Source organism: Stenotrophomonas testudinis (genome assembly GCF_024499815.1).
Lineage (GTDB): Bacteria > Pseudomonadota > Gammaproteobacteria > Xanthomonadales > Xanthomonadaceae > Stenotrophomonas.
Genome location: NZ_JAMOKY010000012.1, coordinates 25794 through 51303 on the forward strand (window position 1 = coordinate 25794; position 25510 = coordinate 51303).

Genomic DNA, 25510 nt, shown 5'->3' on the forward strand with positions numbered 1-25510 from the left:
TTGCTGCGTCTCCAGTGGTGCTACGGCGCGTTGGCGTCGTCGTATTGGTAGAAGGCGGGGTCGTACTGCAGGGCGGTCAGCTCGACCGAGCCGTCTTCGCCTGGCGTGAGGTCGGCCAGCACGGCGTCATACCCAGCGCGCGTGCTGTCGCAGAAGATCAGCTCCGGCGGGTCAATCGTCGGGTCGTCCATGATCCAGGTGTTGAAGGCGTGCTCACCCGGAAGCGCCGAGGCCGCGATGGTGAGCCGGTGGTCGTCCACCCGCGTGGGCACGATCACGTTCGACAGCGTGCCGTCCTGGAACCGCACCAAGCACCGCGGCGCGGCCAGGCTCCAATCCAGATACTCACCCACCTCGATCAGAAGCCGCGTGCCGTCCAGCCGCGCCGATTCGATCATGGTGCTGGTGCTGCTGGACCCGGGAATGTCGTCGAACAGTTTCACCCGGTCGCCATACTGGTAGACCAAGCCCATCATCTCGGTCTTGGTCTTGTAGGTCAGGCGCTGGCCCTGGTGCTTCATCAGGCGGCGCATGCCGATGCGATACGCGCGATCGCGCGTGCCGACACCCTGCAGCTCGTAGGTCTCCACCTTCCACGGCTCGGTCATCCCGGGCAGTCGGCACTCGACTGTCTCGGGCGCCCACGTCACCTCGTCGATGTAGGTCACGTCCACCCCGTCGTAGTCGTCCGGACCGGGCGAGATGAAGGACGTGCTCAATGGCTCCAGCTGACGCTGCGGCGAGATACCGCCGCGCCATGCCTTCACCCCTTCCCTGCCGGCCGAGCACATCGAATCGATCAGCAGGAAGTAACCCATGCCGGCCTGGGCGGCCATCTGCAGCAGGTCCAGTGCGCTGGTGCCGGTCTTCTCCGCGCTGAAGTCGAAGAACTCGCCTCGCGGCGTCCAGTAGGTGTCCTCCAAATGCTGCAGCGTATCGGTGTCGATCTGGTCGAACGGCAGGCCCAGCGAGCGCATCACATGGACCATCGCCCCGCTGATGCTGCGCGCCGCGCCATCGTCGTACAGGCGCGTGGCCTCCACATTGAACCGGCGGTCGGTCTGCGCGGCCAGCTTCGTGCCGGTGGTCACCGTCAGCCCAATGGTGGTCAGGTCGTCGTAGCGGGTGGGCCGCTGCGGCAGCCGTGCGCGCAGGCCCTGCCAGAAGCAGGCGTCCCGCGCCGAGTTGCCGCCGCGCTCGGTCACGCGCCTCACTCGCACTTCGATCTGCCCAGGGGTGGCCAGGGTGATGCGCTCGGTGAAGCCCAGCGCGTCCTCGGAGGTGGCCGTGTAGGTATGGGTGCGCACCGACCATGCATCGCCCGAGCCGAACACGCGGTAAGCCACGCGCACGGTCACTGTGAAGGTGCGCTTGTTGCCCTTGTCCGTGTACCAGATCAGACCGCCGGGGAAGTTGAAGTCGTATTCGAAGGCGTCCGTGGTCTCGCCGCTCGGGCACACCAGGAACGGGCCCAGCCACTCCTCGCCCTCCTGGAACCCGGTGGCCCGGTAGTCGGTGGCGGTCCGGCTGGCCCAGCCCGGCCAGCTGGTGTCGACCACGCCGCCCTCGGTCAGCCGCTGCACCGTCAGCGTGAAACCGGACTTCGAAGCGATGCGGTACTCGCTCTGGCCGCGCGACATGGCCAGGGAGATCGAGCCGGGCGGCAGGCCGCCGAAGGCCGTGCCGGTCGGGCCGTCATAGGCCAGCGTCACGCGCGGCTGCGTTGCAGGCGTTCCGCCGGTCGTGGCTTCGCCGGCGGTGGTGGTCGGGCTGCTGCCGAACACGGCAGCCGGCAACCCGCTGAAGGTGATGCTGCCGCCGGCGTAGGGGCTCTCCCCCTCGGCAATGGTCACCACCCCGCCCGACTGCGTGGCCACCAGGCCGCTGTCCACCAGCTGGTCATTGATGGCAGTCAGCAGCACGCCCAGCGTGATGTAGTTCGCCACCAGCGCCACGCTGTAGGTGGTCCCGCGCCAGCTGATGCCGAACGTGGCCGGCGTGCCGCTGAAATCGAAGTTGCTGGCAGCGGCCGAGCCCACCAGCTTCGCAGGGCTGCCGCCGTCACCAGGCACGGCCGGGGAGCCCGCGGTGTAGCTGGCCACGAACAGCGCGTAATCCGCGCCGTTGTAGGTCAGCAGCACCGGCATGCCCACGTAGGGTGCCAGCTCCGCCACCGCGCTGCCGGCGATGATCGAATACAGCCCGCTGGTGGTCGCGGTGAAGGTCGCCGCCACCTTCAGCGTCAGCACGGCCCCCACCGTCCAGCTCAGCGGCAGGGAGGTGGCCGGCCGCTCTTTCCCGTCGGCGCCGGTGATGGTCGCGTTGTTCAGGGTGAACACGTTTCCCGAAACGGTCACCGAATCCGCATTGATGCCGGTGGTCACGTCTGCCGTGTCGCTCAGGTCCAGGCCGGCGGTTCCCGAAGCCGTTGCGCCCACCTCCGTGGAGTTCACCCAGTTCTCGGAACGCACGTCCCCGCCTACGTCCGCACCAGGCGGGTAGATGGTGATATCCACGTCGCTGCCGAACGAGCTGAGCGGCGTATTGCCCAGCCGCGCAGAGCCTAGTGGGATGATGTGCCGGCCCTTGCCCACACACACGAACATCTGGGTGCGGTAGGTCTTGCCGCCTACGAAGCGCGACACCGGCTGCACCAGGTAGTCGGCCCACACGCGGCAGCGCCCCAGTACCTCGCGCACGGGGCTGCCGAGGCGCGCGGTATTGGCGCGGGCCGTGTCCAGGCTGAGGCTATCTGCGTTGGTATTTCGACTGCCCGGCAGATTGTTCGCCATGTAGATGGCGTAGGCAGCCACAACTGCAACAACCACCCAGTAGATGATTGCGCCGATACCCTCGTAATGCGGTACAGGGTAGATGCGCACGTCTGCGTCGCCGTCGATCCACGTAGAAGCCCACGCCCCAGGCGGCACGGCCGCGCCGTCCACGTCCAGTTCAATCGGCTGATCACCCTCGCCCGTGTAGCCGCGCACGTTGGAACGCAGCCAGCCATCCACGGTGGTTCGCCCATGCTGGTGGGTCTCCAGCGCCTCACCCGGCATGCGGGAAGGAAAAACCCGGATCACGCGTAGTACTCCACCCGGTTGAACCGGCGTTCAAAGCGCGCCACCGGGAGGACGGTCACGTTCCGGCCGTCGTTGCACTCCAGCGTGCACATGCGGCCCTCCACCTCCACCAGCACGGCCACGTGCGTCACCATGCTACCTTCGTAGCAGAACGCCACAGAACCCTGCACCAGGTCGCTGCCGGCGTGCTGCAGGACGGCCTGCTGCGCCAGCTCGGGCAGATCTTCTCGGGTCGCGCCGGGATGATCGTCCCAGGCCGGCAGGCCCAAGTCGCGGCGAACTTCATTGACCACGCCATAGCAGTCCAGCTCGGGGAACACGCGGCCGCCACTGACCCAGACCACGTCCAGGTACTTTTCCAGATCGATCTTCATGAGATGTAGCGCAGCCCGGGGTGCTTGGAGAGGTTGAAGCGATCGCGCGGCCAGGCCGTGTCGAGGATGTTCATGAAGCCAGCCGTCACCTGGACCTCGGTGGCTGACCACTGCCCGCCCTTGATGACCATCGACAGCGGCCGCTTGATGGGGGCCAGCAGATCGCTGCTGAGGTACACACGCAGGGTCACGGTCATTTCCTGGCGTGCGGCCAGCGCGGCGCGGATCTTGCTGCTCACCACGCCGTCGATGTTGGTCAGGGCGAAGCGCAGATCCTGCACGCCGTCGGCGTTACGCGCCGGCTTCGCCACGTCCATGCCGCAGGCCTTGAAGGTGACCTGTTCGCCCGTCTCCAGCACCGCCTGCAGATCCTCCCAGCCCTTGGTGAGGTAGTGGGTCTCGCTGCCGACGGTGATGGCCAGCGTCTCGTGCTCGATCTCTCTGCCACCAGAGGAGTAGAGGCGTTCAAGAATGCTCATGGCTCAGGCCACTCCCTGTTCGCCGCCAGGTCGATCACGTTGGCCTGCAGGAAGCCTTCTGGGTACTCCGACCAGCCATCGGCAAGCAGCGGCCGCAGATACAGCTCCAGCTGCGCGGTGAACATCCACAGGTTGGAGTTGGTCAGCGTCGGGCCGTCGTAGATATCGGTAAACCGCGCTTTGTAGTAATCAACGCCCAGCGGGCTGCGCAGACGGCAGGCGAACCACGCCACGCCGTCTGTCAGCTGCTCCTGGAACCACTTCTCGAACAGCGCGGCCTGCTGGTCGTTGAGCAGCCAGCGCACCTCCGTCTGGCTGGGCGTGGCGGTAAAGGCCCGCCGCGGCAGCGACCGGCCACTCACGAAGGTGGACCGCGTCAGCGGCGACACGTGGCGCAGTCCGTAACCCTCCCGCAGCGGCTCGGGCAACCACTTCGGCTGCATGATCAGCGCCATTACCCGACCTTCCTTCTGACATTCCAGTTCGACCGCATCGCGCGAGATTGCGGGCCGGTGCCGGAGGTGGTGTCTGCGACCCGGTCCTGCCGCGCAAGGCTCACCGCGCGTCTGACCGTCTGCTCCTGCATCAACCGCTCTCGTTCGCTGATAGAGCCGTTCACGTTGAAATTCATTTCGAAGGTGTCGCCCCGACCGCCTCCATCGGTGTCGCGTGAGACGCGGTCCAGGGTTGCATCCAGCTTTGCGCTGGTGGCCGCCGTGGTGACCCGCTCGCCCTTCTGGAGCAACCAGGTTCCTGTCTCGGGAACGCTGTCGATGCCATCGTGGGCCATGCCGACCGCGGCAATGTTGGAGACGATGCCGGCGGTCGCCGCCGCCACCGAAGCAATGGCGGCAAGGTTGGTCGGCCAAGGGTTTGCCGCCGCCATCGCCATGCCCTGCTGAATGGCAATGGCCGACTGCGCGATCGCCGCAGCCTTCTGGACCACGAAGGCCGCCTTGTAAAGCGCGGACTGCTCGCCGAAGCTGGTGCGCATCACATCGGTGATGCTGCCCAAGGCGGACTGAGCCTCCGTGGCAGCAACTTGCCACCTAGCCCGATCCAAACGGTCCAAGTTGGCCTGATGCTCCTCGCGAAGCTTTAGCTCCTTGGCGTTCCAGTCTGTCTCGAGGTCGAGGCGTGCCTGCCTCTGCTGCTCAAGCTCCTCAAGCTGGGACTGAAGCTTCCTCTTCTCGGCCTCCTCCGCTTCATCGATCTTGGAGAATTCGCCTCGGGAACCACCGAAAAGGGCGTCCGGCCCCTTGTAGTCGGACGATCCATTTCCGCCGACCTGGTCGATCACTTTTCCAGCGGTTGCAACGTAGTCAGCATCATTGGCTGCGCCCACGGCCGCGGCGGCCTGCAGCACCTTCAAACGATCCCGGGCCAGGTCGACGCCCAGCGAATCCTTCTTGTTGAGTTCGTCCTTCAGCTTGACGAAAGCTTCGGTGGCCTTGGCCGCCTCTTCGTTGGCCGACTTCACCCCAGCCAATCGATCAATCTCGGTGGCCAGCGCGCGCAGGCGCTCCTGGTGCGCAGCGTTCAGCCCCTGCAGGCTCCCGTACGTCATTTCAAAGTTCAGCCGCTGCAACTCCGTCGCCCGGCCCGAACGATCCGAACTGGTGTCGAACAGCGCGATCTGGCGTTGCAGCTGCAGCGAGGAAGACTCATAGGCACGCTGCAGCTGCTGCTGCCCGGCCAAGCGCTTCTTGGCGTTCTCGGCATCAGCTGCGGCTGCAGCTGCGGCTTCGCGCGCAGCAGCATCGCCGGTGACTCCTGTCGGCTCGACATTCGCTGCACTGGCCGCCTTGGCTGCCAGCTCCAGCATGCGCCGGCCCTCTTCCAGCTTCCGCTGCTCGTTGGCGATCTCGCCACGCAGTCGCTGCATCACCTTGTCCGGGCCGGAAACCAGATCGGACGGAATCAGCTCGCTGGCGTTGAGCATCGAGAAGCCCAGCGTGCCCTTGGAGTTCTGCACAGCCGCCAGCGTCTTCTGCAGGCGCTCGATGCGGTCTTCCACGCGCACCACGTCGGCCATGTCAGGACCGTTGACGCGGGCGGCCAGGCTCTCGGCCACGAACTTGGTCACGTTGGCCGCGGTGGATGCGAACTTGGCCATCGTGCCGATGGCTTCAACCGCGCCCGAGATCAGATTGTTGAAACCCTCTCTCGTGGCCGGGTCGTTCAGCGTCTCGATCAGCGTATTGACCGCGTCGGTGGCCCCCTTCAGGCTCCCGTCCTTCGCGGTGGTGATGTCGTTGAGGGTGTTGCCCAGGGCCTGCAGCGCACCGCCGAAGGTGTCACGCGCCGCCTGCGCCGCGCCGGCGTACGACTCTTCAAGGATCTCCAGGATCATCACCTGGGCCTCGCCTTCCTTGCCGGCCTTGACCAGCTCGTCGATCGTGCCCCGCACTTCCTTGGTGAAGGCTGCACCGAAGCCCTGCTGGGCGAGCGCGGCGGCCGCCTTGCTGGGCGATTCCAGCGCGCGGCCGATAGTCTCCGCCGACTGGCTGACACTGATACCCAGACGTGCCGACTGGTCGATGACCGCCTGCATGGCCCGGGGAATGTTGGACGCCAGGATGCCCGAGTACGAAAGCAGGCGGGTCTGGGCCTCGACGATCTCGCCGCCGCTGAACGTTGACTTGCTCGACAGGGTGTCGGCCATGTCCAGCAGCTGCTGCCGGGTGTAGCCGGCCGCGCCACCGGTGGAGCGGATGATGGCATCCAGCTGGGCCACCTCGCGCTCTGCCGCGATGGTGTTGCGCCCGATCATTACCACCGCGGCGGCGATGGCGGTGCCCAGAGCAATGCCGGCCAGCTTAGCCTCAGACTCGACCTTCTTGCGCCACTTCTCCGCCCGGCGCTCGGACTTGTCCAGGCCGGACGCGAAGCCGCCGACCTCGGCGATAACGTCGATGGTCAGCGTACCAAGGGACCGGGACATAGCTCTCTCTGCTGCAGGGGCCGGCCAGTGGCCAGCCGGGTTGATGCGCGCCCTAAACGCCGACTACCACTGCTTCATCGCCTCCTCGAGGCTGATGGGCTCGGCATCCACGTAGGGCATGAAGTCGGTGGCCTTGAACAGAGCACTGCCTGGCTTGCGGTTCGAGTTAGCGAACAGCGCGGCCAGCATCCCTGCTGCAGCATCCAGCCGACCGGCCAGGTTCAAGCTGCCGCGCCGAGCGCGGTATACGCTCCAGAGCTGGAACTCCCGGATGCCGAGGCATTCCTTTGCCTCAGCGATGCTGCGACCGCCGATCCCGTTCAGGACCAGCTCGCACCACAGCTCATCCTCCGGGGTCAGCTCGTAGCTTTTCCCAGGTTGTTCACCTCGCCGATGGCCATCAGCAGCGCCACGGACAGGTTGCCGTCCAGGGCACCGCGCTCCGGATCCGCCTCGCCGGTGATATCGGCGACGGTGAACACGGCTTTGCCGCTCTCGTCGCAGATGCTGGCCGCGATGCGGCCGGCCACGCCGTCGTGCTTGTTCGTGGCCGACAGCACGTCGGACACCGCCGTCTGGAAGCCCAGCGGCCGCACGTATACCGTGGCGGTCAGCTCTTCGTCGCCCTGCTTCCAGCGGATTTCCTTCTCCACCGGCCGACCGGTGAACGCGCCGGCTTTCTGCAGGCCGGCCACGCTCAGGCTCACCGCACGCGCGGTGCCCACCTTCTTGGCAGCCCGGCTCACGGCGTCTCCGCCTTACGCACCCAGACGCCCGGTCCGCTGCGCTGCATGGTCGCCGCGGTGGTGACGACGGTGTTGCCTTGGAAGTCGAACGGGAAGTCGCTCACGTAGGCCTGGAAGGTGTACCAGGTGCGGGTGTCCGGCAGCACAAGCTCGGAGACCGTGGAGCGCTCCGCCGTCGCAGCGGCGCCGGTGCCAGCGCCGCCGCTGAAGGCGACGGTGGGCGGGCTGGTGTAGCCGGTGCCCGGGTTGGTGATGTTGACGCCGATCACCGAGCCGGAATCGACGATGGCCGTGGCCGTGGCGCCGCTGCCACCGCCGCCGGTGATGCTCACGGTGGGGGCCGAGGTGTAGCCGGTGCCGCCGTTGGTCACCTCGATGCTCGAGAGGCTGCCTACCTGCTGCACGGTGGGCTCGATATCCACGCCGTCGGACCAGCCGATGGCCCACTGGATCGGCTCGCCGCCGTCCACCTGCTCGGCCAGCTGCCAGAACAGATAGTGGCTCTCGTTCTTCGGGTCGGCGTTGATGGTCACCGACGCCTGGCCCGGCGTGCGCAGGCCCTTCTTGTAGGTGCGCGTGTTGGTCTCGGACAGGCAGGTGTCGTCGATCTGGTCTGCCGGCGCGGTGCCGGGATTGAAGGCCGTGATGCACTCGATCTCGCGGACAACGCCGTTGATCAGGCCATACAGCTGGGTTCCTTGGGTCAGGATGCTCATCGTTTCTCCTGCGGGCATAAAAAACCCCGCAGTGCGGGGCATGGGTGGGGTTGTAGCGGGCGTTACCGAGGGACCAGCCAGTCCACATCGAACGACAGGCGCAGCAGCTTCGTTTCGGGGTCAAGCATCTGGCCTCCCCAGAGGGTGATGTACCCGCGTGGCTCGAAGGCATCACGCAGGGCCTTGGCAGCCTGGATCAGCGCTGCCTCTTCCTTCGCATAGACGTCGATCTGCGTGGTCAGCGCGTCCACGTCTGGCCGCTGGGCCAGGTAGTTCTCGGGCATGCCCGACACGGTCTGCCAGACCGCGTAGGGCAGCGCTGGCGGATTCTCGATCAGGCCGAACGGGTAGACGCGAGTGGGATCGGAACCGAAGGCCTGCAGGACGGCCGGCGAAGCCAGGCACAGCTGGAAGATCGGGGCGATCATACGGCCCCCTGCTTTGCCAGCACGCGGTCCAGCGCCTGGTTGAAGCTGCGCGCGAACACGTCGACGGCCTTCTGGCCGGCCTGGTCCGGCACGGGCCGGAAGATCGGCTGCGCGGCCATCTTCGACGTGCCGAACTCCAGCAGGCGCCAGTACCAAGTGATGCCGCCCGGATTGCTCGTGCCCAGCTGCGCCGCGCGGCCGGCCTGGGCCCCGCCCAGAACGCCGACGCGGAAGGCCAGCACGCCATCCTGCTTGAACGCACGGCCATTCCAGCGCACCGCGACGTTCTTCCAGATGGCGGTCTCGGTTTCGTGGTCATCCACCCGGCGGGCGTTGCTCTGCGCCTGGTCGCGCAGCACGTTGGCCGCCCGGCGCAGCGCGGCCCTGCCGCCCTTGTAGTTCACCTCGCGCTTCACCTGCGCCATCTTGTTGCGGATGCCGTCCAAGCCGCTCACGTCGAATCGGATGCCATCAGCCATCGTTGACACCCTCGCTGCAGGGGAGCGTGAGATATTCCAGCCCGCTGACCGGGTCGGGCAGCACGCCATGGATGTTCAAGATCTTGCCGCGGTGGATCACCCGGCACTTGTCGGTCACGTCGTCGCGCTGGCGGATGGTCACCCGCAGGGTGACCTCGCTGTCCACCGCCTTGGCAGCGACCAGCTCGCGGGCCGAAAGCGCGGCCACCTCGGCCCACACATCGGCCAGAGGCTCCCAGCTGACGGTCTGTGCGCCGGTTTCAGGCGATTGGCCGTGTACCTGCCGCTGCAGCTGCACCCGGTGGCGCAGACGGCCGGCGGCGATCATCGTGGCTTCCCGCTCAGGTAGTTGCCGGAACCGGCTGCCTCAGCCTCGCCGCCTTCGCTGTCGCAGAGGTAGTCCACCAGGCGGTTAACCGCCTTGGCGTTCTCCAGGTCGGCGGTGGTCTTTTCCTGCAGCGCCGCCACCAGCTGATGCGTCGCCTCGGTCTGGGCGCGCAGGGCGGCCAGCAATTCGCTTTGCTCGTTCATTTGCTTCTCGCATCCATTTCAAGAGCCAGGCGCGCCGGCGCGCGCAGCCGGAGCAGGCCACGTCAGACGCCGAGGCCGACCCGGTGCGGCCACAGCAGGCTGTGCGCACCCATCGGGATCTTCACCGTGGCTCCTGCACTGGACTGCACGTCCTCGCGGGTCATGTAGAGGTGTCCCAGCATCAGCAGAACCGCCGCGCGTATGGCGTCGGTCACCACCATCGGGTCGCACCCTGCGGTGCCGGCCAGCACAGCGGCCGCCATGCTGGCGGCGTCAGGAAACACTTTCCGGTTCATGAACTCCTGTGCAGCCTCCTCGGCGGCGCCACCGTAGAGCTCCAGCATGGCGTCGTCGTCGCTATCGGCCCGGCAGTGCTGCCGGGCCTGCTCGATTGTGATCAAGCGCATGATCAGGTCTGGCCCTTGGGGTTGCGCGGCTTCTTTGCAGCCTTCTGCTCGGGCTGCTCCAGCTGCTCCGGTTGCTGCAGGTGCGGCGTTTCATCTCCATCCTGACGCTCGCTCACTTGGTCAGCAGAGCCGATGGCGACGAAATGCATGCCGCGGCTGCTGTCCATCCGGACGGTCTGACCGGCTCGCGGATCCGGTTTCTTGAACTTGATCAGCATCATGTTCTCCTGCCCGGCCCGCATTGAGCGGGCCGGGATGCGTGGACCGATGGATTACGGGCCGACGTTGCCCAAGTCGCCGTAGATGAAGGCTTCCGGGCGGTACACGGCCAGGGCCAGGCGCTCTTCCGCCAGGATGGTGACCAGGTTCTTGACGAAGTCGTCCTCGTTCTCGGTGGCCACCTCGACGCGCGCCTGCCAGCGGTCGAACACCTGGGCGCCCAGGCGGAATGCACCGGTCAGGAACTTGTCCTCGGCGATGGCCTGGGTGGTCACCACCGGCAGATTCCACAGGGTTGCGCCGATGACGCCCTGCGGGTTGCCAATGATGTAGCGGCCGGTGGTGTCCTTCTCCAGCTCCACACGTGCCCAGTCGATCGGGTTCATCACGATGCCGCTGGCCGGGAACTCCGCCAGCTGGGCCTGCAGCATTGCCAAGCGGATCTTGTCGATCACGCTGGCGTCGGCCAGGGTGATCGGAGCGGCGTAGGCCGTGGCCTGCGGGATGATGCCCAGCAGGTTCTGGCCGGTGCCGTCGCCGTTGAGCAGCTGCTGCTCTTCCTTGAAGGCCAGGCCATAGCGCAGACGGCCGTCGATGTAGCTGGCCAGCTGCGAGGCATCGCTCAGGATCTGGCGCGATGCCTTCATGTAGTGCGCGATCACCTTGGCGGTGGTGCTCACCAGGTCGAAATTCAGGCTGGACTCGGGCTTCTTGGCTCCTTCGGCCACCGGCGCGGCATTGTTGGTGAATCCGGTTTCCTTCACGTACTCCAGAGCGTTGCCGTCCATACGGCCCGGGGTGATCAGGTCACGCACGGTCAGGCGGCGGTCCGGCGGGGCGATCACGCCCGGCACGCGGGTGGTGGTGACCAGATCGCCAGCGGCGCCGTCAGTGTCGGTGGTGACCGAGGTGATGGCGGCGCTGAAGGTCATATCGACGCGGCCACGCGGGGTGGTCTTGCCGACAAACGCCTGGAACTCTTCGCTGCTTACGAACTGCTGGCCGAACGACTGATGCTGCACGTCGCCGCCGGCGCCGTTGGCCTCGATCTTGGCCAGCTTCTGTTCGACCGCCTGCAGGTTGGCCTGAGCCGCGCCTTGCGCGGAGAGGATCTCGTCAACCTTTGCGACGGTTTCTGCGCAGAGCTTGCCCGTTGCCTTGATCTCCTTTTCGGAGGCCTCAGCCTGGGCTTTGACCTGGTCGCTGATCTTGTCCAGCGCGGCCTGAATCTTCTCGGGGGTGCTCATGTGTGTGTCCTTCTCAGTTCTTGGTAAGGGAGTGCTGCAGGAGTGCAGCAATGCACAGCTCGGCCGACGTATCGGCGGTTCCGGTGGGATCGCCCTCACCGCTGCCAGCGGGATCACCCACGCTGGACTTGAGTTCGCTGATCAGGCGCATAGCCTCGGACTTGGGCATGCCACTGGCGCGCAGGACGGATTCCACGCGGCGAACGGCAGAGGCGTTGGCCTTCCCTGCCCCTTTCTCCACCTGGTCGCTGGCCAGGAGCTCATCGGCGAAACCAGCCTCGATTGCGGCCTCGCCGCCGATCCAGGTTTCGGCATCCATGAGCTTGGTCATGGACTCGATTTCACCGCCGGTGCGGGCCGCGTAGATGCTGGCCATGGCCCGGTCGAACGGCTCCAGTGTTTCGGCTATCTCGCGCAGGTCGTGCCGGTTGCCACAAACACAGCCCCAGCAGTTGTGGATCATCAGGAAGCCAGCACGTGCCATCTGCACCGTGTCGCCGGCCATGGCGATGATCGACGCGGCAGATGCCGCAAGGCCGAGGATCTTCACCGTGACCTCGCCATCGTGCTCGCGCAGCAGGTTGTAGATGGCCAGGCCTTCGAACATATCGCCGCCGGGGGAGTTGACGTTCACCGTCACCGGGCCCTTGCCCATATTCCTGAGCGCTGCAGCGATGCGCTTGGCGGTTACACCCTCACCGGTCCAGTAGTCCTGGCCGATCACGTCGTAGACGCTGATCGATCGCTCACCCTCGCCCTCCGCTGCACGCACACCAGCATGCCAGCGGTCCAGCGCGCGCATATGCACCTGCCCGGTGACGGCCGCGCACGGCCGCCCCTCCGGCGCACCCGGAAGTTGTTTGATGCTCATGTCATTTCCTCAATCCCGCGCAGGCGGGGCGTCTTCAATGCCCAGCAGGGCGCGGAGCGAGGCGCGTACTTGCTGCGCCTGCTGATCGTTCTGGCCAAGCGCGTCCAGCGGCAGCATCGCCGACTGCACGGTCAGCACGGCGGCGTTTCCGCCCATGGGCTCGCGGTCTTCCAGGACGCGAACTTCGTCTCGGGTCAGGATGCCCTTGTCTACCATCACGCCATAGAAGGCCGCCCGGCCGGCGCTGTCTGCCCGCAGCAGACCTTCAACAGTGAACTTCGGGTAGAACCGATGGCGCTCCCCGGCCGACAGCAGGTCCTTGCTGATGGCCTGCTCGATGCGCCGCAGCCAGGGCGCAAGGGTGAAGGTCAAGAATCCGATCATCTGCTGCTCAATACCGCTGCCCCAGCTCGTGGACTTTTCGGTATGGCCGACCATCCAAGGCGGCACGCGAAACCAGCGGCAGATCGACTCCACAGAGAACGCACGAGACTCCAGCAGCTGGGCATCGGCCGGGTTGATGCCCAGCGTGCCGGCGTCGGTGCCACCTTCCAGCAGCGGGGCCTCGCCACGCTCGATCGTACCGATCAGGTTTTTCTTGAAGTCCTCTCGCTGCTCAGGCTTCAGAAAGGCGTTGACCTTGTAATAGATGGTCTGCAGCAGTCCGTTCTTGAAAGTACGGGCGGCGGCGCGGTCGGCAGCTATCGCATTGCCGAACACCTTGGCACCGTACGCCACAACGGAAACGCCGTTCTCGCCATCCAGGGTGAAACCGGGAATCCTCCAGATGCGGTGGCCCGGAATGATGCGGGGGGTGCCGTTGGAGCGCAGGTAGCGATAGACCTTGCCCCCGTTGGCATCCCGGCAGATCGTGAGCTTCACCGGGTCCAGGAACTGCAGGCCGATCAGGCGCGTGCCGGCGTAGAGCTTCTCGGCATGGGCATTCCCTCGCAGCAGCATGGCCACGACCATTGCTTCCCAGAACACCGCCGCCGTTGAATCGGCGTTGGGCTGGTCGTGCACCACGAAATGCAGTGGGTGCTGGCTGGCAACGCGCTTGCCGCTGCTGGTGCGCTCGTACATCGACAGCGGCAGGGTGGCTATGGTCTCGGAGATGAGCCGCACACAGGCCCACGCCGCATCGACCTGGAGAACAGCGCGCGGGGTAACAGAGACCCCGACCTCACTGGCCATTTCCCGATCGATGAACACTTCCGAATCTGCCGCGCTGAAGGACCGTACCCAGCCATCGATGGCAGCCGCGATTCTGCGGATGACGCCGGCTTTCGGCTTGCGGGCGGTCACGCGCCAGCCCTCGCCGGGTTGCTCAGCCAGTCACTCATGCTGCCCTCGTCACTGTCCTCCCCCGCATGTGCCAGACCCACAGCCATCAGCAAGGCAGCCATGTCATCGATCTTGTCCGGCGACCGCTTCTTGTCAGGCTTCATGTTCAGGTTTCCATCTTTCAATGCGATGAGGTTGGACGCGCACCAGTTCAGAACCGGGTCGTTGCCGTGCTGGATCTTCTTTCCGACGTAGACCCGCTCCAGCTCCTGCATGGCTGGGTGGTAGTTCTTCGTGGTCTGGTTGAACTCGACCAGCGGGTGCCCATCAGCCAACAGGCGCTGCGCAATTTCAGCGGCGTTCCAGCGGTCGTAGCCAATCGCCAGAGGTCCGAACCGGGCGATGTCCTCTCGGATCCGCTCCTCCACCACGCTGTAGTCGGTGACCTCGCCTTCAGTTGCCTCAATCAACCCCGCAGCCACCCAGCCCGCATACGGAACCACGCCCCTTTCCGTGCGTGCCCGCACCGCGTCCGCCGGAACGAATCGACGGCCCCAGGTGTAGTAGACGCCGTCCACCTTCCACACCAGGCGCCACGACGTCATATCCAGCGTGCTCGCCAGATCGAACGCGCCCCAGCACGGCTGCCCCGCGAGCCAGTCCAGATCCACGGCACCGCCACACTTCTGCCACTTCGTCAGGTCGACCCAGCCCGTTGCAGAGGATGCCGGGCGGTTGAGCCGCTTGATCTTGAATTCCGCCAGCTTCGATGGCATCTGCCGCGCTTCGACAGCCTCCTTGCGGATGGCCTTCAGCAAGTGCGGGTTGGCGTCCATCAGCGGATTGGCCTTGGGCCACGCCGACTCGTCGAACTCGTCGTCGTCCTCATCGACCGCGTAGAACACCACGAGGAAGTGGTCGGCTGAATCGCCAAGGATGCCCTGCAGCACCTGCTTGGCGAACTGCCGAATTTCTCCCCATGGGCCAGGGTTGGTGTACCCCTCGGTCGTGGTGTAAAGCCACAGCGGGTTGCTGCGAGCGCCGGCCGCGGAGGTCAGCACGTTCAGCAGGTCGGCCGACTTGTGGGCATGGATCTCGTCCAAGCCCACATGGGACGGATTCAGGCCGTCCTGCGTGCTGGCCTTGGCGTTGATCGGCTTAAAGCTGGCCCCGGTCTCCATCCGGCTGATCGAGTTGGCCCAGCAGGCCAAGCCGAAAGCCTCCTGCAGGTCCGGTGTCTTCTCCGTCATCCGCTTGGCGACGTTGAAGATGATGCGCGCCTGGCTGCCGGTGGTGGCCGCCGAGATGATCTGGGCGCCCTCCTCCTCCTCGCAGCACTGGCAGTACAGCAGGATCGCCGCTGCCAAGGTCGACTTGGCGTTCTTGCGCGCCACCGCGAACAGTGCCGAGGTGAAACGCCTGCTGCCGTCCAGGTTGCGGAACCCGAACAGCTGCACTACGAAGAACACATGTGACCGATGCAGCTCGATCTCAGGCCGCGCCCACTTCCCTTCGACGTGCGGAAGCTTCTCGATGAAGTCGCACGGGTCGCAGGCATGCCACTCGTCGAAGACAAACGGCGGACGCTTCCGCCTCGCTCGCTTCAGGTCCGCAAGGAACCGTTTCGCGGCCAGACGCACCCACTTTCCGAACTTCCGGCCCTTCTTGTCGGCTACGGCCTCTTCTGCATAGGCCGTGGCGATGCCGACGTAATCACGCACGGGGCTTCCGCTTCGCACCATTGCTGGCGAACGCGTTCCCCGTCTTTTCGACCTCTCCGGATGGCTTCACCTTGCCCTGGGCAACCGGCGTAAGGCCAAAGTCGTTCATCAGCCCTCGCAGCTGGGAGACCATCGACGCCACGGGCGCCAGCCCGGCGGCGTACAGCTGCACGGTGTTGCCGTGAAGAGCGCAGAGCTGGCCGAACGCCGAAAGCCCGGCCTCGGTGAGCAGCTTATTCGAGTGGAGAATCGGCGCGAGCCGGTCCCACTCCTTGATGGCGTGAGCATTCGGCAGCCAGTCCGGTGCCGGCGGAACGTCCGACACCAGCGGAAGATCAGCAGCTGGCGCCGGCGGCGCGCGGTCGGGGCGATCCGTGCCGGCCACCACTTTCAGCGATGTCGGTTTGCGCGGGTTCGCCATGGGTAGTCCAGGGGCGGCACGCTGGCCGCGAAAAAATGGTTTTTCTCAACTGACGGTGCAATAAAACGCCTGGGCGCACGGTCAGGGAGGCGGACCGCCCCAACTTTTGGCCCTCCCCCCGCCCTATCTGCCGTTGTTGCGATTCATTCGCGTCTGCGCGCGCATTTCGGGGTCGGCGTGGCACCCCGGTGCCAGTTGCCGAACCCGCCGTCCTCGGTCGCGGTCTTTCGGTCGTGGCAGGGTTTGCAGAGGGGCTGCCAGTTGTCGGTGTCCCAGAACAGCGCCTGGCTGCCCTTGTGCGGGGCGATGTGGTCGACCACCGTCGCGACCGTGACATGCCCCGACCTCTGGCACTCAGCGCACAGCGGGTGCCTCAGCAGGTAGGTCGCGCGCGCTCGCTGCCATCGGCTGCCGTAGCCGCGCTCAGCCGTGGTCTGCCTCACCGCTGCAGCAGGCACGTGCACAACCGCCTGCCTCGGCATGGCGTTGTGCTTCGGTGCCCGGCGCGGCATCAGCCGCCGTCCGAGGGAATGGGCTTCCCCTGCACCTGCTCGATGGCATCGAACTGCGCTTCGTACTGGTCCAGGCACCGCTTCCGGCCGTTGCTCACTTCGAACACGGCCGATGGCTTGTCTGTACGCACCCAGCTGCAGCGCTTGGTCAGATCGGCATCGATGGGGACATAGGTGGCCACCGGGACCCGGATGACAGCAGGTGCTGGCGCATTGGGTTTGGGCACCGACGATTGGCAGGATGCCAAACAGAAGGCCGCGGCAAGCACGATCAGTCGCACGTCAGTACCCCTTCAAGGCTGGGCAGGCAGAGTCGAGCAGTTCAAGGGCGGCCTTGCATGTATCAGGCCGCTGCTCGTAGCGGCCGCGCCAGGTCGCTGCGTCCTTCTCGGATGATTCGATGCGGCCAGCCAACGCCTGCAGAGCGGCTGCGCTTTCAGCCTTCAACGCCTCCAGCTTCACTGCTTCGGCGCGGAGAGCAGCAGCGACCTCGGCCAGTCGCTGGTCGCGGCTGTCCACATCGGCCTGCAGACGCTCGGCATCTGCCTTCCAGTCAGCCTTGACCTTGACGACCTGCGCGCGCAAATCGCGGATTCGCTGCTCCTTCTCATAGGCCGAGAGGCCAGAGACCAGGCAGCCGAAGGCCAGCACTGCGCACACGAGCTTGATCTTGCTGCCTGGCTTTCGCAGCCACTGGAAAGCATCAGCCGCTGCGCCGATGATCAGCTCCCATACCGCGCGGAGAAACCTCAGCAGAACGCTCATGGCTTGTCGCCTCCGATTGCGCCAGTGGCCTTCTCGACCAGACGCACATAGCCGGGCAGCAGCCGGCGGATCAGGACACCGGACAGGCCAGCCAGCGGCAGCTGCGGGGCGCCAGCGAGGGTCGGCCAGATCGACGCGGCAACGGCGATTACCCAAGCTGCAACGATGGCGTACGCCAGGACCGCCACACCCAGGGCCGCCCACCGGGCCGCCGTCTGCAGGAGGCGATGGCCGCGGCGACGGCTTGCATCCGCTGCCACGCGTTCCGCATCCTTTTCCGGCAGCAGCAGGACGCCGATCAGCGCGCCGGCCATGGCCACCAGAAGCACCGACTGGGGGACGCCCAGGATGATGCGCTCTGCTGCACGCAACGCGTCGGCGGTAGCCGGGGCCACGACTGCCGCGGTGAACGTGCCGACGATGGTCTTGAGGGTGCTCACGGGCTCAGTCACGCGGCCAGCACCTTCAGCGCGCGCGCATAGCGCGCCCTGCGATCAGCGGAACCGGTCTGGCCGCCGTTCACTCGTTCCGTGATCTCGTCGAATCGGCTGGCGTCAGCCAGCTTGTTCAGGGATCGGGCATCCCAGAAGGCACCGGCCGCCAGCGCGCCCCACTTGGGCTGCTCCAGAGCCTCGGGCTGAGCCTCGAAGTCGGGGACACCCTTGATGCCCTTGGCACGCAGCGCGTCCCGGATCGCGGCGTAGTTGGCCCGGCCAGTGTTCTGGATCGGACCACGCCCACGGAATCGGTAGCCGTCACCGCTCGCCTCGGAGCCGTTGCCCAGGCGGTTGGCGTATGCGTTGTTGCCGATCGCTACCGGCTTCCGTTCCAGCGCGCGCGCCAGGTTGTTCGGCTTCCTCGGCTTCGCCTTGGGGTCGACCGCGTAGCGGCTGGGCCAGGTATTGGCCATGCCCTCCGCGGTGTAGTTCAGGTTCTCGACGGTCCTGGTCAGGCTGAGGGACTCATGCCCCACCTGCGCCAGGAATGCGGCCGCTCGCTTCGGGGTGCTGATGCCGAACGCCGTGCAGGCTTCGGACAGGGGCTGCGCCCACTGGGCGGCGACGGCGGCACTGCAGCCAACCGCCTGCTGGATTGTCGAGGCGGTCAGGATCATGGTCGGTCCAGAAATGAAAAACCCCGGCTGGTTGGCCGGGGTCGGGTCGTGCGCGATGGTAGTTAATCTACCCCCAAAAGTGCGGGAGTGTCACTCCCGCACTCATTTCGCCGTGAGGATCTGTGCAAGCTCGTCTGCATTCAGATCCCGCTCGCCGAGAAGCAGATCCCGGATGGGCTCAAACACAGAGTGCATCGCGGCGTAGCGAGCTTCTCGCATCGTATGGGAATTGAAGCTCCTGCCCTTGAACTCGCTAAAACGATTCAGATCATCAACCAGCAGGCGCGTGTACGCCATCAACTCGGTTTCACCATTGCCGTCGAACCCATCGAACTTAGTGGTCAGCGCGAACTTTCCGGCAGCAGCTTCCAGCGCTGCGCGACCATCCGAATCGAGGTTCTTCAGACCATCCTCAACGAACGACCACATGTCGAGCACGTCAATGACGAACTTGAATTCCTCGGGCAATTCATGGTCAGACGAAGGGAACGCGCCGCTATGCTCAAAAGGGATCGCGAACTCATGCCCGTCGATAGCCACCGTCTTAATGAAATTCGGATCAAACTCTCCACGGACCTTCATCGATTTCTGGATATCTGCCAGCATGATCACGATCAGACGCTGCTCGTCGGTGAACTTCATTCTTTCCTCCATGATCAGCGCGCCGGCATGGCGCGCTTTCACATGATTCTAACCATTTAACTTCACGCCGCCCTGCTCAAGGCGCTTGACATCGCCCAGCAAGCCTCCTGCTCCGCCTCGGTCATACGCTGCAGAAGCCACTCGTACACGCCGCGCCACTTCGAACGGTAGGTTGACTCGTCCCGGCCGATGGCCGCCGCGCGCCGGCGGTCGCTGACCTGGCCCAATCCCGACCCGCCGCAGCCCTTGCACGTCATCAGCAGCTCGCCCGACACCGTCTGGCCCCTGCCCTCGCAGCTGGCGCAGTGCGGCCGGTGCGCGATCTCGCTGATCACCGCCATGGCCAGCGTCGGCAGCGACTCCAGGGTGCTGATCGGCCAGCACTGCGCCTTCACCCGGCCCAGCCGCTGCTGGGCCGCATCGCGGTTCGCCCGCTGCTCCGCCGTCGCCGCGCCGCCCCAGCCGATGCACACCTCGGCCAGGCCCAGGTCCGTGCGCGCCTCAGCCAGCCGGCGTTGCTGCCGCTGCAGCTCCGGGGTGACCAGCGCGATGACCGCATCCCGCAGCTTGTGCCGGCGCAGCGCGGCGCCGTCTGGCCACCAGCACGCCTCCAGCAGCTCCCGGCCCAGCCCGGCCGGCACCATCCCCAGCGCCGCGGCAATGTCTTGGTTCGTCAGGTCCGGTTTCCCGCCGCCCCGGCCGATATCGAACTTCACCGTGGTCGGCCCCAGCCGCCCCATCGCCTCACGTGGATTCATGCCCCGTCCCCTGTCGTTGAGTGGCCGGCCGCTGCCGGCCCGCCCGTAATCCGCACCACCACCTGGCCACCCGGCCGCCGCTCGTCCTTCACGAACAGGTGAGCCTGGAAGCGCCCGTCATCGATCCCCAGCAGCTGAGCGATTCCGTCCCGGTACGCCTTGCAGCGGCCGGTCATGTTGTCGTCGTCAGGCAGCTTCTTGCCCGGCGCCTGGTAGCAGTCGATCCAGAGGTGCAGCCGCCCCTGCGGCAGCACCATGCCGCGCCAACCCGCCTCGTTCGCCAGCACCGCTGCCGTCTGCCGGGCCAGCTTCGTGGCCCGCGCCTTTACCCGGAAGTGCACGCGCGCGTTCGGCGAAAGATCCTTGCTCGGCCAGGGAAGCACCAGCTCCAGCGCGCGCTCAGGCACCCGGCACCTCCGGGCGAGCGGCGAGCATGGCCCTGTAGCTGGATTCGCAGTTGCCGTCGTACGCCCAGATGCCCTCACCGATCATGCGGTCGGTCGGCTCCATCGGCACCAGCACGTAGCCCTCGGGCGGCGTGAGGGCCCTGATGATTGCCCGGAGGGCTTCGCCGGCGTAGATCCTCTCGCCCTCGTAGTAGTCCTCGCGAGCAAGGTCGATCTCGCCGCAAAGCAGATCCAGCGCCCGCTTCTCGATGGCGTCCATCAGGCCACCTCCCCGGCGAGGTCGGCGCGGCGGTTCCAAGCTTCAATCGCTCCCTCTTCAGTCTCGGACGTAGGGCCTTCGCAGAAGCACGTGTTGCAGTACACGGCCTTCTTCTGACCGCCATGAATACTGGGAACGGCTGACTCTGCACACTCAGCGCCCCAATCGCCGCAGAATGGGCAAAGCGAGATCTTCCCCGCCGTAGTGCTGGTGTCGATCTGCTCGAGGCTCATGCTGCCTGCTCCCAGCTGGCCGTCAGGCGCTGCACCTGCCCGCCCCGCGCCTCGAACTGCTCCACCGTCTCAGCCGGACGCTGGCCGCCCTTCTCCTTTCCCCACGGCTTGGCCGGCGCCAGGGCGGCGCGATGCTCCAGCTTGGCCCGGTTGATCGTCATCTTGTCCGGCGCGCGAGGGAGGGTGCCGGCACGCTTCGATGCGCGATAGGCCGCCTGCTTCACGGCCTTGTCTGCCCTGCTCTGCTCCCGCTGCTCGGCGGTGACGATGAATTTTCGAGGCATGCCCAGGCCCGAGGCGCGGAACGCGGCCTTCTTCCCCTTTCCGTCCTTGACCAGGTAGCCGGCCAGAACAAGGTCGCGCGCCGCGCTGCTGATCCGCTCACGATGAAGAACAGTGCTGGCGTTCGCCCTCTCGTACATTTCGCACAGCTGCAGCCGCGCCTTCGGCGCAGCTTCGAACAGCGCGCGAACCTGGCCCGCGTAGCTGGTGGTTCGATCCTTCATGCCGGCGCCCTCAATTCGTTGATGTAGGTCTGTTGGTCAATCAGCTCGTCATCCGAGCCGTACTTTTCGTGGAACGTCCTGGAGCCATCCTTCAAACTCCAGCCGTAAACGCTTGCCATCCACGCGAACGACCGTCCTTCCTGCGGGATGCGTTCGTGATGCCACTGGCACATGGCGAACCCGAACGCGTGCCCGCGCCGGATGTTTCCCGACTTGCAGTGGTGGTAGTCGCATCCGTAGACGACCAGGTGTTTTGGCAGGAGCTTGCGCATGTGGAGCAGGATGCAAACCATGCAAGGCCCCAGCTTTGCCTTCCGGATACGGCGGGTCTCTTCCTTCGTCGGCGGCGGTGCCTTGGACCACATCAGCGCGCGGCCTCGTCGGCCAGACGCCAGCCGTGCTGCCAAGCTTCGGCCTTCTCGCTCAGCGGGCCGGCGCGGCGGTTGGCGCCGTCCTCGGTGTCGCACACGATCCAGACCAGGTGCGGGTTGTCGCTCAGGCGCTGGCCGTTCAGCCGCGCCGAGTACCCGGCGTTGATCTCCTTCGCGTACCGGCTGCGCGTGTTGTAGTTGGCGAAGTCCATCAGCGTGTCTTCCTCGTCGTCTCGCGGCGTGCCGCGCTCAGTTCCTGGTCCCGCTTGTCCCATCCGGTCTGCCAGCGCCGGCGGCGATGCAGTCCGTCCATGCCCATCTCGTAGCGCGGTGCCGATTCCCGGCTCCGGCACGCATCGCGTGCCCAGCGCCCGGCCTGCTCGGACTGCGCCAGGTCCGCGTCAGTCACCATCGGCGTCGATCCAGTTGCGGATGAACCAGCGGACGTTGCACGGCAGCCAGCCCACAGCCAGGGATATCTCCGCCACGCTGCAACGCTCGGCGTGCAGCAGTCGCACCGCGTCGTGCTTGCTCACGCGCCCTCCCCGAACCCGAGGTCTGCTGCAGCGCGCGCCATGGCCGCGCGGGCGGACTCGCGATCGCGCACCGGGTGCACGCCGTGCTTCTCCTGCTCGACCGCCAGCAGCTGCTGCGGCAGGGGCTTCCCGTCCACGACGTGCTGCACAGCACGACCGTAGGCCTCATCGAGCATTCGGCGCTGCTGGAAACCGTTCTCCGCCGCAGCGTAGACGTGCAGGTCCAGCAGCGAGCGCACCAGCACCGTGAAGCCGCTCTGCGGCCGGCCCGGCGCCATCTCCCGTTCCACCGCCGCGATGACCGGAACGTCGAGGCACATCTGCAGGAAGCGGCCCGGGTTCGGCGGCCACTCGCGGCCCTCGGTCAGGCAGCACTGCATGCCCTTCGCGTGCTGGGCCACCGTGCGGCCCTTCAGCACCTGGAACCACGTCGTGCCGGCGATGGTCAGGTTGCCGTCCTTCTTCACCGGCGCCGCACCGTTCTCGCGCTCCCACTTCCCCGGGAACATGGCCGTCATCTGCTTCCAGAACTCCCACAGGTAGGCCGTGGCCTGGTCGCTCACCGGCTCAGCCGACGACGGCAAACTCTGCGTCGACGTACTCGGCTGCGTCGAAGCCAGAGCCGCCACCGTGGCCACCGCCGCGGCGTTGGGCTTCGTGCTGGCGCTGGAGCTGCTCGATTCGGTCGGCAGAACTGTGCTGAGGGTTTGCATGGGCGGCTCCGGCGGATTGCTGGGCAACAGGGATGACGGGCAGCGACAGGCCGGCGGCCATGGTCTGCATCAGGGATTCGTTCGGGTCGTGGCCGGCGGCCATCAGGTCGGCCAGCTGCTGGCGGACCTGCAGCCAGCCCTGGACGGACAGCGGCCGGCGGATCGCGGCGCGGTGCCGGACGAACCGGGCCAGCGTCTGCCGATCGATGCCCGTGGGCACCACACCGAAACCGGCCAGCTCGCGGTCGACCTGCTCGGCGGGCATCGCAGCCGGATCGGCCTCGCGCTCACACTCGCGGTGTGAGGGTTGCTCTTGGTTGCTTTTGGTTGCTCTTGGTTCGGGTGCAATAGCTGTTGCACCCTTTTCGACGCCGTTTTGCACCCTTTCCTGCGTCGTTTTGCACCCTTCGGAGGCCTTTTTTGCACCCTTTGCAAAGGGTGCAATTTCTGCACCCTTCATCCATTCGGGGTTGATCCGGTACTGCCGCGTACGGCCGCCTTCACCAAACCCACTGCGGCGTCCACCGATGCCGGCGTTGACCAGCACCAGCCACCCGGACTGCTCCATCCGACGCAGCTGGTACTGCACCGAACGCTCGGACTGCCTGGTCTTCTCCGCAAGGCGGGCGATGGACGGGAAGATGTGCGTGCCATCGTCGTGCGCGTGGTCTGCCAAGGCCAGCGCCAGCAGCATCTCGCCACCACCGTTGGGGTAGCGGTCGAACACCATGCCTGTAACTCGTGCGCTCATCGTCAGACCGCCAGCTGCAGGTTCTCGCCCGGGGCCACAGGCCACCAGGTGCACGCCGTGCGGCCGCTGACCGCACACGGCTTGTTCGGGCCGCGGTACACCCGGCCCTCCTTCATCAGCTCAGGCAGCCGGCGAGCAAGCATGTAGCGGTCCAGGCCGGTGGCCTGCGACAGCTCGTTGCTGGTCATGCCCGCGTTCTGCGTGACCGCGCGGGCGGCTTGGTCCTGCTGCGCGGCCTGCAGCCCGCTGCTGACCACATGCGCGGCGGCAGCATGGCTGGTGTCGATATCGGTGGTGCGTGCCAGCGAGCTCATGCCCCACCCCGCTCAGCAGCAGCTTCTGCGTGCTGGCTGACCTGCACCAACCGCGCCATCACCTCGGCGCATGCGCGGGCGATCGCGTCAGCTTCGTTGGGCGAGATCCGGCCGTCGTCCATGGCCGACGAGACCAGCTCGGCCAGGTCGCCCTTGGCAGCTGCCGCCAGCAGCAGCGCACTGATCAAAGATCCGGATTCAGGCGCTTCGGTGCGCTGGGCGATGAAACCATGCTCCGCGCACAGCGCGTGCAGGATTCGGTAATCGCCAGTGCGCGCCATCAGCATGTCCGCTTCCTGCAGGCTCAGCAGGTTGCGGTCGCTGTTCGGGTTGACCTTGCCGCGAAGAACTGCGGCCGACATGCCCAGCCTGGGCGCCAAAGCCTCACTGCCACCGGGGTGCTGGTGGACCGTGTCGTAAGCGGCATCGGTGACATTCATGGGGTATGGACTCGAATGGATACGTGGGCATTACTGCGGCGCAACATGTGCGCCATGGACTACTACTCAGGGACGACTGGCGCCGCCCTCCTTGCGCTACGCTGGATGTGCCAACAACCAAGCCCGCAAGGAGGGCGACATGGAACAGGACGAGAAGCTGCCGACACCGGAAGCCATCGAGTACGCGCAGCAGCGGCTGCAGTTGGCTGCACTCCGCGCGCTCATCGAGTCCCATCCGAACCCGGAATCATTCCGGGAGTCTTGGGCGCACATGCTTTCGATGCTGTATCGCGAAAACGCGACTCAGATGGCTGGTCACGAGGACTATCTGGAAGACACGAACGCGGCGTTCCGGAAGCTTCAACCGATTTGGGAGAGTTACTTTCCGGACGGGCCTGCTGCGCGCTCGAAACCAGAGCGTCCCTGAAAAAGACTGAGCGCAGCCAGTCGGCCGGCTTCGTCAGCCGGGGCCAGCGGGTCATTTCCTGCAGATCAGCCATCCCCAGTGGCATGGAGAACTTCCTGGCGTGGGCAGCCGATACATACCGTTCCCAGCAACCGCGCTCCGCTGCGCTGATGCGGATTCCATTGGCCAGGCCGACCACAAAAATCTCCCACTGTTGGAAGGCGCGCTGGCGACGATGGATCGCCAGCCGCTGTTTCAGCGCGCGCATATCAGGCACCCTCCACGGGGATGATTCGGTCTTCGTCCGGGTCCGCAGGCGCGCTCGGCGCCTGGCTCTCTTCCTGGACGCCCAACAGCCGGCGGATGCTCGGGTGCGCAGGCAGCGCACCCTCCTCCGCCCAACCCTCAACCTGCTCCACAGGCAGCTGCAGCACCTTGGCCAGCTGCTTGTCGTTCGACACGCCCAGCCGACCGCGCAGCGCGCGCTTGCTCATGCGGCTGTCCACCTCGCCACGGATCTGATCAACCACCGTCGGCTGCTGCTCGTCGCCCGGCCAGATGTCCGGACGCAGGTCGGTCAGCGACACGGAGCCGGCGCTTTTGAGGTTCAGCTGCCGGACCAGGGCACCGTCGAAGCGCTGGCCCTTGCTCAGCGCCTTGCGCAGGTAGCCGATCGTGGTGCCTGCGCGCTCGGCGAAGACCGCCTGCTGGGCGGGGCTTAGGGTCGAGAGGTAGGTGCGAAGGGTCTGCATGAACCTAACGATACCTACAGGTAATCATTCAATCAATACCCGCAGGCAATTTACTTGCAGGTAATGGAACCCGTGGAATAC

The 25510-nt window shown here is 66.0% G+C and carries 39 protein-coding genes; 1 reads left to right on the top strand and 38 read right to left on the bottom strand.

The genetic code is table 11. From position 1 onward, the window contains the following. Positions 1-20: 20 nt before the first annotated feature. The 37 genes from NQ204_RS19630 to NQ204_RS09465 all read right to left on the bottom strand — a co-directional run bounded on the left by NQ204_RS19630 (position 21) and on the right by NQ204_RS09465 (position 24271). Positions 21-3083 (bottom strand): host specificity factor TipJ family phage tail protein, encoded by a 3063-nt coding sequence (locus tag NQ204_RS19630; protein WP_256643669.1) that lies wholly within the window; start codon positions 3081-3083, stop codon positions 21-23. After that, on the bottom strand, positions 3080-3457 hold the full coding sequence (locus NQ204_RS09290; protein ID WP_256643670.1) for a nitrite transporter: 378 nt from the start codon (positions 3455-3457) through the stop codon (positions 3080-3082). Before NQ204_RS09290 ends, NQ204_RS19630 begins: the two co-directional genes overlap by 4 nt. Beyond that, a complete protein-coding gene (locus NQ204_RS09295) occupies positions 3454-3936 on the bottom strand; it encodes a DUF1833 family protein (RefSeq protein WP_256643671.1) in 483 nt (160 codons plus the stop codon). Before NQ204_RS09295 ends, NQ204_RS09290 begins: the two co-directional genes overlap by 4 nt. Then, positions 3933-4391: a hypothetical protein gene (locus tag NQ204_RS09300; protein ID WP_256643672.1), complete on the bottom strand. Its 459-nt coding sequence runs from the start codon at positions 4389-4391 to the stop codon at positions 3933-3935. The genes NQ204_RS09295 and NQ204_RS09300 overlap by 4 nt, the downstream gene beginning before the upstream one ends. After that, a complete protein-coding gene (locus tag NQ204_RS09305) occupies positions 4391-6880 on the bottom strand; it encodes a phage tail length tape measure family protein (protein WP_256643673.1) in 2490 nt (829 codons plus the stop codon). The genes NQ204_RS09300 and NQ204_RS09305 overlap by 1 nt, the downstream gene beginning before the upstream one ends. 63 nt (positions 6881-6943) lie before the next feature. Beyond that, a complete protein-coding gene (locus NQ204_RS19665; protein ID WP_488192354.1) occupies positions 6944-7240 on the bottom strand; it encodes a phage tail assembly protein T in 297 nt (98 codons plus the stop codon). Next, a complete protein-coding gene (locus NQ204_RS09315; protein ID WP_021202552.1) occupies positions 7237-7626 on the bottom strand; it encodes a phage tail assembly chaperone family protein, TAC in 390 nt (129 codons plus the stop codon). The genes NQ204_RS19665 and NQ204_RS09315 overlap by 4 nt, the downstream gene beginning before the upstream one ends. Next, positions 7623-8342 carry a phage tail tube protein gene (locus NQ204_RS09320; protein WP_256643675.1) on the bottom strand — a complete coding sequence of 240 codons (720 nt, stop codon included), beginning with the start codon at positions 8340-8342 and terminating at the stop codon, positions 7623-7625. Before NQ204_RS09320 ends, NQ204_RS09315 begins: the two co-directional genes overlap by 4 nt. 62 nt (positions 8343-8404) lie before the next feature. Then, the gene (gp17, locus tag NQ204_RS09325; protein WP_256643676.1) at positions 8405-8770 is read right to left on the bottom strand and encodes a tail completion protein gp17; all 366 of its coding nucleotides are present in this window, start codon (positions 8768-8770) and stop codon (positions 8405-8407) included. Further along, positions 8767-9249 (bottom strand): HK97-gp10 family putative phage morphogenesis protein, encoded by a 483-nt coding sequence (locus tag NQ204_RS09330; RefSeq protein WP_256643677.1) that lies wholly within the window; start codon positions 9247-9249, stop codon positions 8767-8769. Before NQ204_RS09330 ends, gp17 begins: the two co-directional genes overlap by 4 nt. Beyond that, complete coding sequence (locus NQ204_RS09335; RefSeq protein ID WP_256643678.1) at positions 9242-9577, bottom strand: phage head closure protein; 336 nt, start codon at positions 9575-9577, stop codon at positions 9242-9244. The genes NQ204_RS09330 and NQ204_RS09335 overlap by 8 nt, the downstream gene beginning before the upstream one ends. Next, a complete protein-coding gene (locus NQ204_RS09340; RefSeq protein WP_256643679.1) occupies positions 9574-9780 on the bottom strand; it encodes a hypothetical protein in 207 nt (68 codons plus the stop codon). Before NQ204_RS09340 ends, NQ204_RS09335 begins: the two co-directional genes overlap by 4 nt. A 62-nt stretch (positions 9781-9842) precedes the next feature. Continuing rightward, positions 9843-10187, bottom strand: a complete 345-nt coding sequence (locus NQ204_RS09345) for a head-tail connector protein (RefSeq protein WP_256643680.1) — start codon at positions 10185-10187, stop codon at positions 9843-9845. A 2-nt stretch (positions 10188-10189) separates the two neighbouring features. Beyond that, positions 10190-10405: a hypothetical protein gene (locus NQ204_RS09350; RefSeq protein ID WP_256643681.1), complete on the bottom strand. Its 216-nt coding sequence runs from the start codon at positions 10403-10405 to the stop codon at positions 10190-10192. A gap of 54 nt (positions 10406-10459) precedes the next feature. Then, the gene (locus NQ204_RS09355) at positions 10460-11653 is read right to left on the bottom strand and encodes a phage major capsid protein (RefSeq protein ID WP_256643682.1); all 1194 of its coding nucleotides are present in this window, start codon (positions 11651-11653) and stop codon (positions 10460-10462) included. 13 nt (positions 11654-11666) lie between these two features. Beyond that, the gene (locus NQ204_RS09360; protein ID WP_256643683.1) at positions 11667-12524 is read right to left on the bottom strand and encodes a head maturation protease, ClpP-related; all 858 of its coding nucleotides are present in this window, start codon (positions 12522-12524) and stop codon (positions 11667-11669) included. A gap of 9 nt (positions 12525-12533) precedes the next feature. After that, positions 12534-13829, bottom strand: a complete 1296-nt coding sequence (locus NQ204_RS09365; RefSeq protein ID WP_256643684.1) for a phage portal protein — start codon at positions 13827-13829, stop codon at positions 12534-12536. After that, a complete protein-coding gene (locus NQ204_RS09370) occupies positions 13826-15529 on the bottom strand; it encodes a terminase large subunit (RefSeq protein WP_256643685.1) in 1704 nt (567 codons plus the stop codon). Before NQ204_RS09370 ends, NQ204_RS09365 begins: the two co-directional genes overlap by 4 nt. Next, a complete protein-coding gene (locus NQ204_RS09375; RefSeq protein ID WP_256643686.1) occupies positions 15522-15950 on the bottom strand; it encodes a P27 family phage terminase small subunit in 429 nt (142 codons plus the stop codon). The genes NQ204_RS09370 and NQ204_RS09375 overlap by 8 nt, the downstream gene beginning before the upstream one ends. A 143-nt stretch (positions 15951-16093) precedes the next feature. Next, a complete protein-coding gene (locus NQ204_RS09380; protein ID WP_343238479.1) occupies positions 16094-16462 on the bottom strand; it encodes an HNH endonuclease in 369 nt (122 codons plus the stop codon). Beyond that, positions 16462-16743, bottom strand: a complete 282-nt coding sequence (locus tag NQ204_RS09385) for a hypothetical protein (RefSeq protein ID WP_256643687.1) — start codon at positions 16741-16743, stop codon at positions 16462-16464. The genes NQ204_RS09380 and NQ204_RS09385 overlap by 1 nt, the downstream gene beginning before the upstream one ends. A 1-nt stretch (position 16744) precedes the next feature. After that, positions 16745-17227, bottom strand: a complete 483-nt coding sequence (locus NQ204_RS09390; RefSeq protein WP_256643688.1) for a coiled-coil domain-containing protein — start codon at positions 17225-17227, stop codon at positions 16745-16747. Further along, positions 17224-17667, bottom strand: coding sequence for a hypothetical protein (locus tag NQ204_RS09395; RefSeq protein WP_256643689.1), 444 nt, complete (start codon positions 17665-17667; stop codon positions 17224-17226). Before NQ204_RS09395 ends, NQ204_RS09390 begins: the two co-directional genes overlap by 4 nt. 8 nt (positions 17668-17675) lie before the next feature. Next, complete coding sequence (locus NQ204_RS09400; RefSeq protein WP_256643690.1) at positions 17676-18341, bottom strand: glycoside hydrolase family 19 protein; 666 nt, start codon at positions 18339-18341, stop codon at positions 17676-17678. Positions 18342-18443: 102 nt separating this feature from the next. Then, positions 18444-18983, bottom strand: coding sequence for a YfbU family protein (locus NQ204_RS09405; protein WP_256643691.1), 540 nt, complete (start codon positions 18981-18983; stop codon positions 18444-18446). A 62-nt stretch (positions 18984-19045) separates the two neighbouring features. Next, complete coding sequence (locus NQ204_RS09410) at positions 19046-19741, bottom strand: hypothetical protein (RefSeq protein WP_256643692.1); 696 nt, start codon at positions 19739-19741, stop codon at positions 19046-19048. Then, a complete protein-coding gene (locus NQ204_RS09415; RefSeq protein WP_256643693.1) occupies positions 19738-20148 on the bottom strand; it encodes a hypothetical protein in 411 nt (136 codons plus the stop codon). The genes NQ204_RS09410 and NQ204_RS09415 overlap by 4 nt, the downstream gene beginning before the upstream one ends. Continuing rightward, positions 20141-20407 carry a hypothetical protein gene (locus NQ204_RS09420; RefSeq protein ID WP_256643694.1) on the bottom strand — a complete coding sequence of 89 codons (267 nt, stop codon included), beginning with the start codon at positions 20405-20407 and terminating at the stop codon, positions 20141-20143. The genes NQ204_RS09415 and NQ204_RS09420 overlap by 8 nt, the downstream gene beginning before the upstream one ends. Before the next feature lie 229 nt (positions 20408-20636). Next, a complete protein-coding gene (locus NQ204_RS09425) occupies positions 20637-21146 on the bottom strand; it encodes a hypothetical protein (protein ID WP_256643695.1) in 510 nt (169 codons plus the stop codon). Continuing rightward, positions 21143-21511, bottom strand: coding sequence for a Ref family recombination enhancement nuclease (locus tag NQ204_RS09430; RefSeq protein WP_256643696.1), 369 nt, complete (start codon positions 21509-21511; stop codon positions 21143-21145). Before NQ204_RS09430 ends, NQ204_RS09425 begins: the two co-directional genes overlap by 4 nt. Beyond that, positions 21511-21729: a hypothetical protein gene (locus NQ204_RS09435; RefSeq protein WP_256643697.1), complete on the bottom strand. Its 219-nt coding sequence runs from the start codon at positions 21727-21729 to the stop codon at positions 21511-21513. Before NQ204_RS09435 ends, NQ204_RS09430 begins: the two co-directional genes overlap by 1 nt. Then, positions 21729-21929, bottom strand: a complete 201-nt coding sequence (locus tag NQ204_RS09440; protein WP_256643698.1) for a hypothetical protein — start codon at positions 21927-21929, stop codon at positions 21729-21731. Before NQ204_RS09440 ends, NQ204_RS09435 begins: the two co-directional genes overlap by 1 nt. Continuing rightward, on the bottom strand, positions 21919-22053 hold the full coding sequence (locus tag NQ204_RS09445) for a hypothetical protein (protein ID WP_256643699.1): 135 nt from the start codon (positions 22051-22053) through the stop codon (positions 21919-21921). The genes NQ204_RS09440 and NQ204_RS09445 overlap by 11 nt, the downstream gene beginning before the upstream one ends. After that, complete coding sequence (locus NQ204_RS09450) at positions 22050-22616, bottom strand: hypothetical protein (RefSeq protein WP_256643700.1); 567 nt, start codon at positions 22614-22616, stop codon at positions 22050-22052. Before NQ204_RS09450 ends, NQ204_RS09445 begins: the two co-directional genes overlap by 4 nt. Before the next feature lie 4 nt (positions 22617-22620). Further along, the gene (locus NQ204_RS09455) at positions 22621-23496 is read right to left on the bottom strand and encodes a helix-turn-helix domain-containing protein (RefSeq protein ID WP_256643701.1); all 876 of its coding nucleotides are present in this window, start codon (positions 23494-23496) and stop codon (positions 22621-22623) included. 23 nt (positions 23497-23519) lie between these two features. Next, on the bottom strand, positions 23520-23831 hold the full coding sequence (locus NQ204_RS09460) for a winged helix-turn-helix domain-containing protein (RefSeq protein ID WP_256643702.1): 312 nt from the start codon (positions 23829-23831) through the stop codon (positions 23520-23522). Next, positions 23828-24271 (bottom strand): phage regulatory CII family protein, encoded by a 444-nt coding sequence (locus NQ204_RS09465; RefSeq protein WP_256643703.1) that lies wholly within the window; start codon positions 24269-24271, stop codon positions 23828-23830. Before NQ204_RS09465 ends, NQ204_RS09460 begins: the two co-directional genes overlap by 4 nt. Before the next feature lie 139 nt (positions 24272-24410). Here NQ204_RS09465 and NQ204_RS09470 point away from each other — a divergent pair, with 139 nt between their 5' ends. Then, positions 24411-24698 (top strand): hypothetical protein, encoded by a 288-nt coding sequence (locus NQ204_RS09470; protein ID WP_256643704.1) that lies wholly within the window; start codon positions 24411-24413, stop codon positions 24696-24698. Between the two features lie 248 nt (positions 24699-24946). Here the strand turns inward: NQ204_RS09470 and NQ204_RS09475 are convergent, their stop codons facing one another. Then, positions 24947-25429, bottom strand: a complete 483-nt coding sequence (locus NQ204_RS09475; protein WP_256643705.1) for a hypothetical protein — start codon at positions 25427-25429, stop codon at positions 24947-24949. Between the last annotated feature and the right edge of the window lie 81 nt (positions 25430-25510).